Here is a 15,564-nt window from a genome sequence, read left to right as displayed (position 1 = left end):
TGGCCATGTCTGGAATATTTGCCGGCGGCAAGAGCTACCGTGCCCGCATTGCGGCCAGGGGCGCCGGTTCGCTGCTCGCGCTGGCCGTGCTGGCCGGATGCAGCACCGCTGCGGCACCCGTCGCGCAGCCCGAGCCAACGGTGGTTGCAGCCGAGGACACCGGTCAGTTCCTCGCCGAGCTGGGACTGGAAGGACTCGACGCCAAGGCGGCCATCGACCGGCTCGATCGCTTGCCGCAGGAGCAGCGGCCGGAGAACTTCACCGCCATGGTGCAGCCAACGCAACTGGTGCTGGCCGATGCGTCGGGACGCACCGCGAACCTGCCGCTGCCGGAAGGCCAGTACTATCTTTCGGCCGCGCCCTATGTGGACCAGACGCACAGCTGCCATTTCCATAGCCTCACCACCTGCCTTGGGCAGCTGCAAGGCAAGGAAGTGGGGGTCAAGGCCGTGAACGCCGAGACCGGGGAGGTGCTGGTGGACCAGGGCATGGAAACCTTCGACAACGGATTCATCGGCCTCTGGGTTCCGCGGGGAATCACGGTGGATCTTGAATTCACCTACCAGGGGAAGAGCGCCAAGACCACGGTGTCCACCGCCGGGCAGTCCAGCGCAACCTGCCTGACGGAGCTGCGGCTGGTCTAGGGCCAGCGGCCGCGGACAGCGCGCAAACGGACTCGGGCCTGCAACCACGAAGGTGGTTGCAGGCCCGAGTCATGGCGTCGCCAAAGCCTAGTCGTTGGGCTTGGGCGGTGCCTGCTTCATCAGCTCTTCGAAGGCCCGGCGTTCCTTGCGCGAGACCGGGATCTGGCCGGTCAACGGGTTGACGACCTGGCCAGCGGCTTCGGCAGGCGCGGGGGCAGCCGCGGGGCTCTTCCCGGCATCCGCGGTCTTCGAGGCCTCCGTGGCCGCGGCTTCTGGCGCAGCGCCCGGAACGATCTTGGCGCTGGCGCTGTCCATCGCCCGGGACAGGTCCTGGGCAGCGATATGCTGCTGCGCCGAATGCTTGCGCGCGCGGCGGGCCTTGGCGTTCTTCTCCTTGCGGGACTCGACCAAGCGGTAGAGCACCGGCACCAGGATCAGGGTGAGCACGGTGGACGAGACCAGGCCGCCGATCACCACCACGGCCAGCGGCTGGGAGATGAATCCGGACTGGCCGGTCAGGCCCAGGCCCATCGGCACCAGCGCGAAGATGGTAGCCAGGGCGGTCATCAGGATCGGGCGCAGGCGCTGGCGGGCGCCGTGCATGATGGCATCCTCCAGGGACATGGCCGGTCGCTCGGCGCTGTCCTGGCGGTACTGGTTGATCAGGTCGATCAGCACAATCGCGTTGGTCACCACGATGCCCACCAGCATCAGCATGCCGATCAGCGAAGGCAAGCCCAGCGGGATCCCCGAGATCAGCAGCAGGCCGATAGCGCCGGTCGCCGCGAAGGGAATCGAGACCAGCAGGATCAGCGGCTGGATCAGCGACTTGAAGGTGGCCACCATGATCACGTAGACAATCGCGATGGCCGCCAGCAGTGCCAGGTACAGCTGGTTGAAGGACTCGGCCTGCTCGGTTGCCGCGCCGCCGATCTCCGCGGTGGCGCCCTCGGGCAGCTGCACCGAGTCCAGGCTCGCGGCGACGTCCTTGGACACCTCTCCGAGCATGTTCTCCACCGGAGCCAGGGTGACCGTAGCGATACGCTCGCCGTTGGAGGTGGTGACCTGCTGGACCACCTTGGCACGCTCAACGGTGGCCAGATCCTGCAGTTCCCTGATGCCGGTGGCGGTAGGGATCTGCAGCTCGCGCAGCTTCGCCAGGCTGTCCAGATCCATCCCCTCGCCGATCTGCACCGTCATGTCGGTGTAGTCCAGGCGCAAGGTGCCTGCCGGAACAGGGGAGACCTGCGAAGCGACCATGCCAGCGAGCTGGGTCTCGGTCAATCCCGCCTCGGCAGCCTTCTGCGCATCGATATCGATGGACACCTGCTCGCGTTCGGCAGAGAGGTTATCGGAGATTTCGGTGACGTTCGCGGTACCTTCCAGTGCTTCGCGCATTGTGGAGGTCGCCTCGCGCAGGATCCCCTCGTCCGGGGCCTTGATCTCGATGGTGACATCGCTGGACATCATGGCCGAGGAGTTCGAGCCGAAGCTCAGGTCCAGGTCCTCGGCCAGGTCCAGGCCTTCCACCTGCTCGCGCACCGTGTTCGTCAGCGCTTCCTGGTCGGCATCGGCATCGGTGATCACGGTGAAGCTTGCGGTATCCGAGCCGGAGGAGAACATGGCAGCCATGCCGCTGGCGGTGCCCACGGTCAGCTGGATATCTTCGATTCCCTCGATATCAGCGAGCCCGGTCTCGATCTTTGCCGCTTGCTTTTCGGTGGTTTCCATGGAGGTGCCCGAAGGCATCTTGGCGGTGATGGAAATCGAGTTCTCGCCGGTGGAACCCAGCAGATTGGTGTTCAGCAGCGGGGTCATGGCCACGGTGCCGGCAAGGACCAGCACCGAGGCCAGCAAGGTGATGACCGGGTGCTTCTGGGTCCCCTCCAGCACCGGAATGTAGGCACGCTGCAACCACGACTTGTCTTCGGCCACATGCACGGTATGGGTTTCGCCGCTGCCCGGGCGGTGCGGCAGGAACCAGTACGCCAGTACCGGAACAATGGTCAGCGATACCAGCAGCGACGCCAGCAGCGCGATGGTCATGGTCAGCGCGAACGGGCTGAACAGTTCGCCGGCCATGCCGCCCACCAGGGCGATCGGCAAGAAGACCGCCACGGTGGTCAGGGTCGCCGCGGTAATGGCGCCGGCCACTTCCTTGACCGCCAGCAGGATCGACTGCGCCTTGGATTCGCCATGGGACAGGTGGCGCTTGATGTTCTCGATGACCACAATCGAGTCATCCACCACGCGGCCAATGGAAATGGTCAAGGCGCCCAAGGTGAGCATGTTCAGCGTGTATCCGAAGGCATTCATCCCGATGAAGGTGGCCATCAGGGACAGCGGAATGGAGATCGCGGTGACCAGGGTGGAGCGTACCGAGAACAGGAACACCAAGATGATGATCACCGCGAAGCCCAGGCCCAGGGCGCCTTCCAGCGCCAGGTGCTTGATCGAGTCCTCGATGAAGGGCGCCTGGTCGAAGATCGTGGTCAAGGTGGCCTTGTGGCCCAGCTCGGACTCCAGCTCGGCAAGCATTGCGGTGACCGCGTGCGAAATGGCTACCGTATCGCCATCGGGAGTCTTGGTGACCTGGATGGACAGGGTCTCCTCGCCGTTGGTGCGGGTAATGCTGGTGGCCTCATCGGCCTTGACCGAGACCTCGGCGACGTCCTTGAGCAGCACCGGACCGCCATCGGTGACCAGCGGGATTTCCTTGATGGCCTCCAAGCTGTCCGGGGTGGAGCCGGCGATGACCGGCAGTTCCAGGCCATCGACGTCCATGTTGCCGATTGGCATGGGGGAGCCGGCGTTCTCGATGCCGTCCTTCAGATCCGTGACGGCCAAGCCGGCATCGCGCATCTGGTCGTCTTTCGGGATCACCGCAATGTGCTGGGAGGCGCCACCGGAGACCGAGGCCTCGCGGACCCCCTCGATCTTCTGCAGCTTGGGCAGGGTGAGGCGCTCCACGTCGTCGTTGAGCGCTTCCAGCGACTGGTCCGAGGAGACGGCCAGGGCCAGGACCGGGAAGTCCGCGATGGAGCCGGCGAAAGCGGTGGGCTCGACATCCTCGGGAAGCTGGGCCTTGGAATTGGCAATGGCCCGTTCCACCTGGGTCCGGGCACGATCCATGTCCGTGCCGTATTCGAAGGTCAGCGAGATGCGGGTGAAGCCGGTCTGCGAGGTAGCGGTGGAGGATTCCAGGCCCTCAACTGCCTGCAAAGCGGTTTCCAGCGGCTCGGCCACCTGCTCGTCGATCACCTCGGGGCTGGAGCCCATTTGGGTTGCCATGACCGAGATCTGGGGGAATTCCAGGGCGGGGATCAGCTCCTGCTTGAGCGATCCCATGGAAATCACGCCGAAGACGGCGGCGAAAACCGTGATGAGCGCAATGAGCGCCCGGTTTTTCAATGACAAGATGGCCAAGCGCTGCATGCGGGTGTGGTCCTTGCTGTGTCGCAGTGGGAAGGGCTGATCTCAACTTTAGTTGGTTGCCATTGCTCAACGGTCACCGGGAGATGTAAAGCACTCAAAATCATCCCAATGGATTACCCCGAAGCGGCCTGGGGCAGCCCCGCCCGCACGTGCCCATGCTGCCGATGCCGCGGCGCGCGCAGTGGTGCTGGAGCGCCTGCCCGATTCTTAAGGAAGGCGGTGGCTGGTGGCCGCATGGAATACTGGAGACATGAGTCTGCAGATGCCGATTGCGGTGCAAGCCACCGCACAGCAAGGGATCCGGCGGCTGATCAGGATCCGCTACCGCTATTTCAGCTACGCCCTGCGCTACGCCGACGGGCGGGAAGTCTCCGGCCTGGGCTGGGCCGAGGCCGATAAATTGCTGCAAGGGCACCGGTATCCCGCTGACGCCTCGTGCACGCGCCACGGCGCCGAACGCCATTGCCCCGGCCTTGGCGCTGGTGCCTGGGTGGACTACCCCTACGGCGAGCCGCTGGACCGGCCATAGCCCGACCAGTGCCCGGATACGCGAGAACCGCCCACCAATGCTGGTGGGCGGTTCTCGTTGTGCTTGGTGCCTACAGTCCCAGGGACTTGTCGGTGGCTGCCTTGACCTCAGCGTAGAGTGCTGGGTTCTCGTTCAGCTTCTGGCCGTAGGAAGGAATCATGTCCTTGAGCTTCGACTCCCAGCCTGCGAACTGCTTGGGGAAGCAGCGCGACAGCAGCCCGACCATGATCGGGGTAGCGGTCGAAGCGCCTGGCGAAGCGCCGAGCAGGCCGGAGATCGAGCCGTCCGAGGAGGTGATGACCTCGGTGCCGAACTGCAGCACGCCGCCCTTCTTGGCATCCTTCTTGATGACCTGCACGCGCTGGCCAGCGGTGATCAGCTCCCACTTGGAACCATCTGCATCCGGGAAGTACTCGGCCAGCGCCTCGTCCTTCTTGGAGCGGGACTTGAGAACTTCCTTGATCAGGTAAGTGGTCAGATCCAGGTTGTCCTTGCCTACAGCCAGCATCGGGATGATGTTGTGCGGACGCAGGGACAACGGGAGATCCAGCTGGCCGGTGGACTTCAGGAAGTTCATCGAGAAGCCGGCGTAGGGGCCGAACATCAGCGAGCGCTTGCCGTCGACAAAGCGGGTATCCAGGTGCGGTACCGACATGGGAGGAGCGCCCACCGAAGCCTGGCCGTAGACCTTGGCGTGGTGCTGGTTGATGACGGTCTCATCGGTGCAGCGCAGGAACTGACCGGAGACCGGGAAGCCGCCGAAGCCCTTGATCTCGTCGATGCCGGCCTTCTGCAGCAGCGGCAGTGCGCCACCGCCGGCACCGACGAACACGAACTTGGCCTTGACGTTCTTGACTGCGCCCGAAGCGTTGTCCTTGACGCTCAGTTCCCAGCCGGCGCCCGAACGCTTGATGCCCTTGACCTTGTGGCCGTAGTTCACCGAGGCGCCAGCGGCGCCCAGCGAGTCGGTCAGGTCCCGGGTCAGGCGGCCGAAGTCGACATCGGTACCGGAGGCAACGCGGGATGCGGCAACCTTCTGCGAGGCATCGCGGCCCTTGGCCACCAGCGGGGTCCACTGGTTGATGGTGTCCAGGTCGTTGGTGATTTCCAGTTCCTCGAACAACGCATTGGGCTTCAGTGCCTCGTAGCGGGTCTGCAGGTACTTGGAGTGGTCCTCGCCGATGACGAAGGACATATGCGGCAGGGCGTTGATGAAGCTGTTGTCGGCAACGCGGTTGTTCTCGACGGCCCACGAGTAGAACTGGCGGGAAACCTGGAACTGCTCGTTGATGCCAATGGCCTTGGCCGGATCGACCGATCCGTCAGCCTTGGCAGCGGTGTAGTTCAATTCGCACAGTGCCGAGTGGCCGGTACCTGCGTTGTTCCAAGGGGAGGAGGATTCCTGCCCGGCCTTGTCCAGGTTCTCGAAAAGACCAATGGACCAGGTTGGTTCCAGCTGGTTGATCATGGTGCCAAGGGTGGCACTCATGATGCCGGCACCGATTAGTACTACGTCAAAAGATTCGGTTGACGTTTCAGAAGGCACGAGGATCTCCATCGACAGTGATACTTTGCTCTCTCCCAGAGTAGACCTATATCCCCGGGGGTTAGAAATCGTTAACTGGGTTAACGGTCACTAACTTGAGATAGACGGCGAGTTTGCCATCTGCACATCCGCGTAGCACTCATTGAGCATCGGCGAGGGCGGATAGAAGGTGACGTTGCCGTTAAACGCCAGCGCAGAGATCGGAAAGACCAGTGGGAGCGCGGGCAGATCCGCGTTCAGGGTCTTGAGGATATCGGCATAGGCGGCGGTCCGTTCCTCCCCGGAAGGGATGGAACGGGCCAGCATGATCTGTGAGTCAAGTAACGTCGAGGTGTATCCGAACTCATTCTCCTTGGCCGCCAAAATGCCGGAAAGGAAGTCGTCTGCCGAACGGTAGCCGCCGGAGAAGCCCAGCAGGTGCAGTCCCTCGAAGTCCTTGGACTGCACGGTCTGCACGTAGCCGTCGGTCCATGCAATCGGGCGCGGCTTGATGCGGATCCCCACTGCGGCGAGGTCCTCGGCGATCTGCGCGAAAGTGCGTTCAGGCAGCGGCAGGTAGTTGCGCGAAACCTGCAGCGGGTAGGCGAACTCGATCTGTTCGCCCTTGTAACCCAACTCGGCCAGCAAGGTCTTGGCCTTCGACGCATCGTGGTTCGGCGTATCTTCCGGTGCCGGAATGCTCAAGGCAGAGGGCAAGAGGGTCGAAGCGTGCTTGGACCCTTGCAGGAACAGCTTCTCAGCCAGCGAGCTGCGGTTGACCGCGTGCGCAATGGCCATGCGGAATTCCGGCTTGGCCAGCCACTTATTGCGCTGGTTCATGCCGAGGTAGAGCACGGAGAAGGGATCGCGCTGGACAACCACCTTGGCATTTCGCACCAGGGTGCGCATGATGTCCACCGAGACCATGTCGAAGCCGTCGATTTCATCGGCCAGCAGCGCGCCTTCGCGGTTGTAGGGCGAAGGAACAGCAGAGATCAGCGCAACCTCGGGATGCGCGGTGTTATTGGACAGCCGCGGTTGATTCCAATAGTCCTTGAAGATCTCCAGACGCACCACATTGTCCTCATGGGAAACGAAAGTGTATGGCCCGGTACCCACCGGGTGGGTGGAGAGCGACTCGGCCGGGTTCTGCCCGGGACCGCCGGTCAACGCGCTGGGCGCGGCAATGGCCATGCCCGGCAACGTCAGCGCTTCGATCAGCCCTGGCAGCCGGCGGCGCAGATTCAAGGCGACCAGGTACTTGCCGGTTGCCTTGACTGATTCGAAATAGCTTGCGGAACCGGCTGCGGACTTGCCCTCGAAGAGCTTGGTGTCAAACTTCTTGGTCAGCTCTTCAAGCTGCTTGGTGCGCAGCTGCTGGGTGGCCAGTTCCTCTTCGCTGGCGTCGGCAGCGCTCTTGAACTCTTCTTCAAGTTCCTTAGCCGTTGGAAGCTTGGGGATGTCGCTGTCGAAGTGGAAAACATTGGCAAAGCCCTGGCTGGATGAAGCGCGCAGCTGCGGAGACAAGTTTTCCCAGCGGTTGAAGTTGGCGACAACTGCTTCTGCGGTCAATTCGGTGCCGTCGTGGAAGAGCACGCCTTCGCGCAGGGTGAAGGTGTAGCGCAAGCCATCAGGGCTTTCGGTCCAGGATTCGGCCAGGCCCGCTACGGCGCCACCGGTATCGGGATCGATATCGACCAGCGTCTCGTACACCTGGCGGGTGATCCGGAAGGATTCGTTATCCGCCACGATGGCCGGATCGAGCTTGACCGGGGGAGCGGCTGCTGCCAGGCGCAGGGTCCGGGGAATGCGCGGCGCACTGGCCGAGGCTGAGGGCGAAGCGGAAGCCGCGGGCCCTGGCTTTCCGGTGCAGGCGGTCAGTGCCAGTGCGGTAGTCGCCAATGTACCGGTCAGCAATGCGCGTCGTGATACGAGTTTCAATGGCAATTCGGGCACTGGGATGACTCATCTTCCTATGGCAGGCGGTACTGCTTCGCGCAGGGAACAAGCAAGTAAATGTGCGCAAAGGTATTTATCAAAGATAGCGCACCACGGCCACGGCTCCGGGAGCCAAAACTCCCGGAGCCGTCAACTGTCGCTAAATTGTTAGCTGCGGTGCACGAGGTTCTCGCCGTCGTTGCCCGCGGCCCAGGCCTGCACCTGCTTCTTGAGCAACTTCACCATGCGCGGGAAGAACGCCTTGGTGTTGCCGCCGTTGTGGGGAATGACCAAGGCATTAGGGTGCTGCCACAATGGGTGATCGGACGGCAGGGGTTCTGGATCGAATACATCCGATGCCATATTCAAGCGGCCCGAAGCGACTTCTGCCACGATTGCCTCGGTATCCACCACCGGGCCGCGAGCGACGTTGACCACGGTTGCACCGTCGGGAAGCTGGGCCAGCAGATCAGCGTCAACCAGATGATGGGTGGAATCGTTGAGCGGCACGATCAGGATCAGCACTTCGATCTCCGCCGCGCGCGCTGCGAGATCAGAAGTTGCGAAGACCTCGCCATGCTCATCGGTGCGGGCCGTGGAGCCGAAGCGCAGGAGGTTGACCTCGAAGGGCTCCAGGCGCTTGCGGATCTCTTCGCCGATGCCGCCCACGCCAACCAATGCCACCGTCCGATCAGCCAAGCCGGGCCACTGCTGGGGATTCCATCGGCCCTGCTGCTGATCTCGGACCGCGTGCGGGTAGCCGCGCAGGGATGCGATGGCCAGGCCGATGGCCATCTCGGCGGTAGCCGCCGCGTGGACGCCGGCCGCGGTATTGATATCTGCGCGATCGCCAATCAGGTCAACCATTCCGTCGAAGCCGGTGGTCTGCGTCTGGACGATCTTGACGTTCGGTGCCTTGCGGATGTTCTTCAGCGTCTGGGGATTCGACATATAGGGAAGAATGGCAATGTCGATTTCTTCCAGCGCAGTTCCGGGGGTGCTCTCCAGGTCCCAGAGCACAGCTTTGAGGTTTTCCGGGATCGGACCGACCGCATCAATCAGATCTTGTGTCGGGAATGAAATCGTTCGTTGGGTGCTCATGGAAACACTGTACAAACCCCATCCGCGCTTTGGTAGTAACCCCTAGTCATGTCCTGTAATGAAGGTCACCGCAGAATACTGGCCCCCGAATTTGCGCTGAGGGAAATTGCTGGTAAAGTTTTATCTCGTTGCGAAAGCGCGAAGCCCGAAAAGCTTCTAGAACATCGCAGCGGGCGCCTCTAGCTCAATTGGCAGAGCAAATGACTCTTAATCATTAGGTTCCGGGTTCAAGTCCCGGGGGGCGCACGAACAATTTGTTCGGTTCACCAGACAACTTGTTTTCATAAATAAATACGCGCTTTTAGCTCAATTGGTAGAGCAAATGACTCTTAATCATTAGGTTCCGGGTTCGAGTCCCGGAGGGCGCACAAAACAAAGGTCAGGCTTCGGTCTGGCCTTTTTTGTTTGTCCCGGTGGACCAGCCAGCGCTTGACGCGGAACCACTTTGGCCTGTGGTCGCCGGTAGGCTGGCCCGCGCCGGAGCCGGGAGGGGATCGGGGAAAGGATTCGAGGCCACTGGCGGGAAATTGACCGGCTGGCGGCTGGTCCTTCGGGCGACGCCGCATTGCGGTTTCGTGGAAATCATTGCTGCAGGTGCGCCCGGAGTGCTGTGCGGACCGGAGCCGAGCGGGAGTGCTGGCCGCGAGTGGCAAATCCCGGATTTGCCCCGCCGGTGGATAGTGAGGTCCGGATCGGAAAACTATGTGTGTTTTAGATTACTTTCAAGCCGGACAAATGTGATATCATGAATCTGACTTGGACTTTTATGTTCTCAGGTCGGGTACTGGCCGATTTTTGCTTTCGCATCATTTCTGCCTATGATTGTCTACGTCGCAAAGATGAGTTCTGAAAAAGAACTAGTCAGAGCGAGGAAGCGCTTTTAGCTCAATTGGTAGAGCAAATGACTCTTAATCATTAGGTTCCGGGTTCGAGTCCCGGAGGGCGCACAGTAGATCCGATCTGATTCGTCAGGTCGGATTTTTTGTATACCGCAAAGAAAAGAGGATCAGCTCATGAGTGCTTCCGAAAAGACGAACCGTCTGTCCATCGGTGACCAGGCCCCTGATTTCACCTTGCAGGACGCTGCTGGCAAGTCTGTTGCCTTGGCCGATTACCGCGGCAAGAAGACCATCGTGTACTTCTACCCAGCCGCATCCACCCCGGGCTGCACGAAGCAGGCCTGCGATTTCCGTGATTCGCTCGAATCCTTGCAGTCCCTGGGGTACGCAGTTCTGGGCATTTCCCCGGACAAGACCGCCAAGCTGGAAAAATTTGTCGCCAAGGAAGAACTGAACTTCCCGCTGCTCTCCGACGAGGACCACGCAGTAGCTGAAGCCTACGGCGCCTGGGGAGAAAAGAAGAACTACGGCAAGGTCTACGAGGGCCTGATCCGCTCCACAATCGTGCTCGATGAAGAGGGCAAAATCGCGCTGGCGCAGTACAACGTTCGCGCCACCGGCCATGTAGCCAAGCTGCGCCGTGACTTGGGCATTGATCCCAAGTAGACCCCTTGTTTGGCTGATTTCATATCAGGCAGAACTTCCGCTACACTAAATGAGGTCGCCTTCGAGGAAACAGTGTTTCCGGTGTAGCGCTAGCGAGTATGGCGGAATTGGTAGACGCGCTGGATTTAGGTTCCAGTGTCTTCGGACGTGAGAGTTCAAGTCTCTCTACTCGCACCAACTGAACCCTGCGGTCTGATTCCATCGGCCGCAGGGTTTTTGCATGCATCCGCAGCGGTTGACCAAGCGTATGATCCAAATAAGGCAAGCGGCCGCGATCCGAGGAGGAGGGGCACCATGGCAGCCAAGGAACTGCCCACCATGTATGGGCTTTCTGAATCCGATCCTGGCCAGGACCTGATCAAGCGGGCGGGCATAGCCCCTGCCAATCTGGAGCAAATCGACCGCATCATGGCTGAAATGGGCCGGATGCGCCAGATCGAACGCCGCATCATGCGCAGCTCCCAGCAGTTCATGAAACTGAACGAAACCGACATGCGGGCGATCCGCAAGATGATCTCCGCCAAGCATGCGGGCCAATCCGTCACCCCGGGTGCGCTGAGCCAGTATCTGGGAATTTCCAGCGCATCGGTCACCAAGATGATTGACCGCTTGGAAGCCCACGGCCATGTGCGGCGCACCAGGCATCCAACCGACCGGCGTTCGCAATGCGTCGAGGTCACCGAGGAAACCCACCTGGCAGCACGGGAGCAAGTGGGGCGGCACCATGCCAAGAGATTCGAAGTGGCCAACGCGATGAGCCCCGAGGAGCGGGACGTAGTGATCCGGTTCCTTGCCGGGACCTCCGATGCCTTGGAAAGCAGCCTCGATTCAACGACTGCCGGCGAAGCGGACTAGTACCGGGACGTGCTGGATCCTCAGCCAGCCGCCTGCTTTTCCGCATCGCGCACAATGTTCTTGATGGTGACCGGGAAAATGGCCCCATGGAACGGGTATACCGCCCACCAGTAGCAGCGTCCGGCCAAGCCCCGCGGGAAGAACACCGCTCGCTGGATCAGTTCGCTTCGCCCGTCAGCTCGCTTGTCGATCCGGTAATCCAGCCATGCCTGGCCCGGGGCACGCATCTCCGCGCGCAAGCGCAGCAAGCTGTTTTCCTCCAGGGCTTCCACGCGCCACCAATCCACCACATCTCCTAGTGCCAGCGTGCTGTGCGAGCGGCGTCCGCGCCGCGACCCCACGCCGCCTGCCAGTTTGTCCATCAAGCCGCGCAGCTTCCACAGGGCGGGGAAGGCGAAATACGGTGATTCCCCGCCGAGCCGATGCAGCACGCTGAAGAGCTGCGCCTCGGTTGCCGTGGTGCTGATGCGGCGGATGTCGGTGTAGGCCTTGCGCCCTGACCAATCCGGATCAGAGGGCAGCGGTTCGGCGGGTGCCGAAATCGGCTGGGCGGTAGCCCAACTGGTTTGCACCGCGTCGGCATCCATCTTCTCCAGTGCCAGCTGCACCGCTCGCGGATAATCGCACAAGCCCTGGGCCGGCGGGGCAATCAGCTTATCGATGTCCCGCGAGCCCATGACGCAATCATGCTGCAGCGACTGCACCAGCGCGGAAGCCAGGGTGTGCGGCAGCGGCGTCACCAGATTCACCCAGTGCGAAGCCAGCCGCGGGGTGAGCAGCGGCAATGGCCAGACTTTCGGCTCGCGCAGGCCGGCCACCTGGGCATAGATCTTCATCAGCTGCGCGTAGCTGTAGGTGCCGGGGCCGCCGATGTCATAGGTTCCCTGCGCGGGCTGCGCCAGCTCGGCGCAGGCCGCCAGGTAGTGCAAGGTGTCGCGGATGGCGATGGGCTGGACCTGGTTCAGTACCCAGCGCGGGGCCGGCATCACCGGCAGCACATCGCTCAGGTGCCTGACCATTTCGAAACTGGCCGAGCCGGAGCCGATCACCAGGCCCGCCTGGAGCACCAGGGTGCTGGCGGCCGCTGACAGGATCTGCCCCACGGCCACGCGCGAAGCCAGATGCTCGCTGAGTTCACCTGCAGGATGCAACCCGGAAAGGTAGACCAGCTGGCTGACGTCCTGTTCGCGTACGGCCTGCGCCATGACCTGCGCGCACGCTTTTTCCTGAGCCGCGAAATCCCGGGTCCCGGACATCGAATGCACCAGGTAGTAGAGCAGGTCCGCGTCCTTGCAGAGCTTGGCCACTGCGTGCTCATCTTGCAGGTCGCCCTCGACGATCTCGACTTGGCTGCGCCATGGGGTATCGCGCAGGCGCTGCGCGTCACGGGTGAAAACCCTGACCTGGTGCCCGTTGCGCAAGAGCAGGGGCACCAGCCGTCCGCCGATATATCCGGTTGCTCCGGTCACTGCTATCAGGCTCATGGAGTTCGAACACCGCGCTTGCGCCAGGCGATCACCATGGATCCGAGCAGGAGCAGCGCGGCGCAGCCCAGCGCGGCGTACCCGGCCAGTTCAGACTGATTGGTTCCGGACAGCCGGCTCACGCCGATCCAGCCCAGGCCCCAGGCGATGGCCAAGGCGGTGAAGATCCTGCCCGAGTAGGCGGTGGTGCCCAGCCCGATGGCCGCTGCGACCACCAGCAGTGCCACTGCCGCTCCTGGTGCCCAGGAGGCGTCCTGGCCAAAGCCCAGGGAGAGCAGCCATGCGGAGGTGTTGGCGATGCTGGCTACGCAGACCCAGCCCAGGTAGATGCCGAAGGTCAGCCACATGATCCAGTATTCGGTGCGCGAAGACGGGGTGCCTGTCACCATGATGGTCAGCATCCAGGCCAAGCACGCGACGAGGATGAAGATCACCGCGACGCTGGCCCCCAGCCAGCCCAGCTGGACCACGGTAATCCATGCGGCGTTCAGCAATGCGGAAAGCAGCGCGGGAATCCGCAGCTTGGCAGCCCAGGCCGAGCGGCGTCCGGCGGGGGTGAGCTGGAAGATGCCGTAGACGGCCAGCCCGGCGTAGATCAAGCTCCAGATGGAGAAGGCCGGACCCGCGGGGGCCAGCAGCGTCGAGTCAGCGCCCAGATAGCCGCCGGCTGCCTGCTGGACCGGAGTTCCGCCCAGGGCCCCGCTTCCGATGAATGAAACGGCAATGGCCAGGACCAGGGCAATCGCCGTGAACACCGGCAGTGCCCAGGATGTTGCTGACGCGGGGGCTCGATAGGGAAAATTCGGGGAATCCGTGGAACTGCTCATCGCGTGCTCCTGATGTCGGTTGAAAATTTTCCCGCTTCGAGTCGACAAAACGAGATAGTTAAACCATGATGTATCTAGAAAAGCTAAATATCAACTACGCGAGAGAAGTTATCATGGATTGTTCACGTCCGCTGATTGCCTCGGAAGTGTTCCGGTTGTTGCTCAAGCTCCAGCGGTCCTATGCACTGAGCGAAGCGCGCCTGCGCCACAGCCTTGACCTGAACGATACAGATTTGCGTGCGGTGAACCTGCTGCGTTCCATGCAAACGCCCAGCTCCGGGGAACTGGCCCGCGAACTGGGAGTGTCATCGGCAGGAATCACCTCGGTGCTGGACCGGCTCGAAGCCCGCGGGATGGTTGAAAGAAGGCACCATGCCGCGGACCGGCGGCGCACCCTGGTAGTCCCGGGGCGCAATTTCCCGGTGTCCACCGGGCCAGGGCAGGTGCTGCTGCGCAAGCTGCACACGTTCTACGCGCAGCTGGACGAGCCGTCCCGCAGGAATCTGGGCGCGCTGTTCGAAGATGCCCGGCGAGAGCTGGAGACGCGGGACACCGTGAGCAGCGAAGAGAACCAAGCAAACCCCACCACATCCTTTCAGTAGGGAACCATGAGAATGCACACCACCACACACCAGGCCCCGCAGGCCGCAGCGGCTGGCGCGCCAGCCTCAGGCGGGCTCATCGATGCACCCACCCGGCGCGCCATCAGCGATCGGCTGGAACTGCTGGCCACGCAGGCCCAGCACCGCAGCGCCGCCTACTCCGCGCAGACTGCGCTGCTCTGGTCCCGGATCTCCGAGCGGCTGGCTACCGGCAAGCTGATGCGCCCGGGGCTGGTAATGCTCGGCTACCGTGCCTTCGGCGGCCGCAATGAGGCCCGCGCCATCGACCTGGGCTGCGCCTTCGAGCTGCTGCACGCCGCCTTGCTGATCCACGACGACGTGGTGGACCGCGACTTCGTGCGCCGCGGGGAAAAGACCATCTCGGCGCTCTACCGCGACCACGCCATCGCCAGCGGCCGGAACCGGGCCGATGCCGAGCATGCGGGCAATTCCGTGGGAATCATCGCCGGGGACCTGCTGATCAGCGAAGCGATCAAGCTTGCGGCCAGGGCCTCGGCCGGAAGCGACAGCGAGGCCGGGGTCCAGCAGGCCTTCTTCCAAGCCATCGAGCAGGCAGGGGCCGGAGAGCTCGAGGACCTGCTCTACTCGCTGGCCCCGGCTCCGGCCACCACCAGCCAGGTGCTGCGCATGGAACAGATGAAAACCGCGGCCTACTCCTTCCAGCTGCCGCTGCAGGCCGGAGCGCTGCTGGCCGGGGCGCACCCCGGGCAGGCCGAGGCCCTCGGTGCGGTGGGCTGCCAGCTCGGGGTGGCCTACCAGATCATCGATGATGTGCTGGGCACCTTCGGTGACCCGGCACGCACCGGCAAGCCGGTGGAATCGGACTTGCGCGAATTCAAGAGCACCATCTTGCTGGCCCTGGCCAGCGAGCAACCCGAATTCGCCAAGCTGCTGGGCGGATTCCGCGAAGGAACAGTGGATGCCGGCCGGATCCGCCAGGAACTAGCCGCGCAGGGGGCCGAGCGCTTCGCCCGGCAGCTGGCCCAGCAGCTGTGCTCGCGGGCCACCGGCTCCGCGGCCTTCCTGGACCTGCCCGAGGAAGCCCGGACGCTGCTGCGCGAATGCACCGGCCTGATCCTGGATCGAAGCAGCTGAACG

Annotated in this window: 12 protein-coding genes and 4 tRNA genes; 10 read left to right on the top strand and 6 right to left on the bottom strand. The window is 62.8% G+C overall.

From position 1 onward, the window contains the following. Nucleotides 1-5 precede the first annotated feature (5 nt). Nucleotides 6-644, top strand: coding sequence for a CueP family metal-binding protein (locus tag ACIOTN_RS06445; RefSeq protein WP_402734947.1), 639 nt, complete (start codon nt 6-8; stop codon nt 642-644). An 87-nt stretch (nt 645-731) separates the two neighbouring features. Here ACIOTN_RS06445 and ACIOTN_RS06440 read toward each other — a convergent pair whose 3' ends face one another. Next, nucleotides 732-4,079: an efflux RND transporter permease subunit gene (locus ACIOTN_RS06440; RefSeq protein WP_402734946.1), complete on the bottom strand. Its 3,348-nt coding sequence runs from the start codon at nt 4,077-4,079 to the stop codon at nt 732-734. Nucleotides 4,080-4,329: 250 nt separating this feature from the next. Here ACIOTN_RS06440 and ACIOTN_RS06435 point away from each other — a divergent pair, with 250 nt between their 5' ends. Next, complete coding sequence (locus tag ACIOTN_RS06435; protein ID WP_105658066.1) at nt 4,330-4,608, top strand: hypothetical protein; 279 nt, start codon at nt 4,330-4,332, stop codon at nt 4,606-4,608. A 70-nt stretch (nt 4,609-4,678) separates the two neighbouring features. Here ACIOTN_RS06435 and ACIOTN_RS06430 read toward each other — a convergent pair whose 3' ends face one another. From ACIOTN_RS06430 to ACIOTN_RS06420, 3 genes are all read right to left on the bottom strand, one after another. Then, entirely contained in the window at nt 4,679-6,172 is a 1,494-nt protein-coding gene (locus tag ACIOTN_RS06430; protein ID WP_286134275.1) for a malate:quinone oxidoreductase, read from the bottom strand. Nucleotides 6,173-6,244: 72 nt separating this feature from the next. Then, entirely contained in the window at nt 6,245-8,089 is a 1,845-nt protein-coding gene (locus ACIOTN_RS06425; RefSeq protein WP_181148976.1) for an ABC transporter substrate-binding protein, read from the bottom strand. Nucleotides 8,090-8,239: 150 nt separating this feature from the next. Then, complete coding sequence (locus ACIOTN_RS06420) at nt 8,240-9,172, bottom strand: 2-hydroxyacid dehydrogenase (protein ID WP_105658069.1); 933 nt, start codon at nt 9,170-9,172, stop codon at nt 8,240-8,242. A 173-nt stretch (nt 9,173-9,345) separates the two neighbouring features. Between ACIOTN_RS06420 and ACIOTN_RS06415 the strand changes: the two genes are divergently transcribed. From ACIOTN_RS06415 to ACIOTN_RS06390, 6 genes are all read left to right on the top strand, one after another. Beyond that, nucleotides 9,346-9,418, top strand: a tRNA-Lys gene (locus ACIOTN_RS06415). A gap of 49 nt (nt 9,419-9,467) precedes the next feature. After that, nucleotides 9,468-9,540 (top strand) — tRNA-Lys (locus ACIOTN_RS06410). 506 nt (nt 9,541-10,046) lie between these two features. Then, nucleotides 10,047-10,119 (top strand) — tRNA-Lys (locus tag ACIOTN_RS06405). Between the two features lie 66 nt (nt 10,120-10,185). Then, a complete protein-coding gene (gene bcp / locus ACIOTN_RS06400; RefSeq protein WP_105661104.1) occupies nt 10,186-10,677 on the top strand; it encodes a thioredoxin-dependent thiol peroxidase in 492 nt (163 codons plus the stop codon). 92 nt (nt 10,678-10,769) lie between these two features. Beyond that, nucleotides 10,770-10,854 (top strand) — tRNA-Leu (locus tag ACIOTN_RS06395). A gap of 117 nt (nt 10,855-10,971) precedes the next feature. Next, on the top strand, nt 10,972-11,532 hold the full coding sequence (locus tag ACIOTN_RS06390) for a MarR family winged helix-turn-helix transcriptional regulator (RefSeq protein ID WP_105658071.1): 561 nt from the start codon (nt 10,972-10,974) through the stop codon (nt 11,530-11,532). 20 nt (nt 11,533-11,552) lie between these two features. On the opposite strand, the gene ACIOTN_RS06385 is transcribed toward ACIOTN_RS06390, so the two are convergent. Both ACIOTN_RS06385 and ACIOTN_RS06380 read right to left on the bottom strand, forming a co-directional pair. Then, nucleotides 11,553-13,016 carry an SDR family oxidoreductase gene (locus tag ACIOTN_RS06385; protein WP_105661105.1) on the bottom strand — a complete coding sequence of 488 codons (1,464 nt, stop codon included), beginning with the start codon at nt 13,014-13,016 and terminating at the stop codon, nt 11,553-11,555. Next, the gene (locus tag ACIOTN_RS06380; protein WP_402734945.1) at nt 13,013-13,843 is read right to left on the bottom strand and encodes a tryptophan-rich sensory protein; all 831 of its coding nucleotides are present in this window, start codon (nt 13,841-13,843) and stop codon (nt 13,013-13,015) included. Before ACIOTN_RS06380 ends, ACIOTN_RS06385 begins: the two co-directional genes overlap by 4 nt. A 113-nt stretch (nt 13,844-13,956) precedes the next feature. Between ACIOTN_RS06380 and ACIOTN_RS06375 the strand changes: the two genes are divergently transcribed. Beyond that, nucleotides 13,957-14,445 (top strand): MarR family transcriptional regulator, encoded by a 489-nt coding sequence (locus ACIOTN_RS06375; RefSeq protein ID WP_332728506.1) that lies wholly within the window; start codon nt 13,957-13,959, stop codon nt 14,443-14,445. Between the two features lie 12 nt (nt 14,446-14,457). Next, nucleotides 14,458-15,561 carry a polyprenyl synthetase family protein gene (locus ACIOTN_RS06370; protein WP_332727841.1) on the top strand — a complete coding sequence of 368 codons (1,104 nt, stop codon included), beginning with the start codon at nt 14,458-14,460 and terminating at the stop codon, nt 15,559-15,561. Nucleotides 15,562-15,564 lie beyond the last annotated feature (3 nt).

Source organism: Glutamicibacter sp. NPDC087661, from assembly GCF_044743275.1.
Classification (GTDB): domain Bacteria; phylum Actinomycetota; class Actinomycetes; order Actinomycetales; family Micrococcaceae; genus Glutamicibacter.
Note: the sequence above shows the minus strand (reverse complement) of the source record. Positions and strands in the feature narration are given on the sequence as shown.

Coding starts and splice junctions, on each gene's coding strand:
- ACIOTN_RS06390 (WP_105658071.1), top strand. CDS start 10,972: ATGGCAGCCAAGGAACTGCCCACCATGTATGGGCTTTCTGAATCCGAT.
- ACIOTN_RS06445 (WP_402734947.1), top strand. CDS start 6: ATGTCTGGAATATTTGCCGGCGGCAAGAGCTACCGTGCCCGCATTGCG.
- ACIOTN_RS06435 (WP_105658066.1), top strand. CDS start 4,330: ATGAGTCTGCAGATGCCGATTGCGGTGCAAGCCACCGCACAGCAAGGG.
- bcp (WP_105661104.1), top strand. CDS start 10,186: ATGAGTGCTTCCGAAAAGACGAACCGTCTGTCCATCGGTGACCAGGCC.
- ACIOTN_RS06420 (WP_105658069.1), bottom strand. CDS start 9,172: ATGAGCACCCAACGAACGATTTCATTCCCGACACAAGATCTGATTGAT.
- ACIOTN_RS06385 (WP_105661105.1), bottom strand. CDS start 13,016: ATGAGCCTGATAGCAGTGACCGGAGCAACCGGATATATCGGCGGACGG.
- ACIOTN_RS06375 (WP_332728506.1), top strand. CDS start 13,957: ATGGATTGTTCACGTCCGCTGATTGCCTCGGAAGTGTTCCGGTTGTTG.
- ACIOTN_RS06380 (WP_402734945.1), bottom strand. CDS start 13,843: ATGAGCAGTTCCACGGATTCCCCGAATTTTCCCTATCGAGCCCCCGCG.
- ACIOTN_RS06370 (WP_332727841.1), top strand. CDS start 14,458: ATGCACACCACCACACACCAGGCCCCGCAGGCCGCAGCGGCTGGCGCG.
- ACIOTN_RS06440 (WP_402734946.1), bottom strand. CDS start 4,079: ATGCAGCGCTTGGCCATCTTGTCATTGAAAAACCGGGCGCTCATTGCG.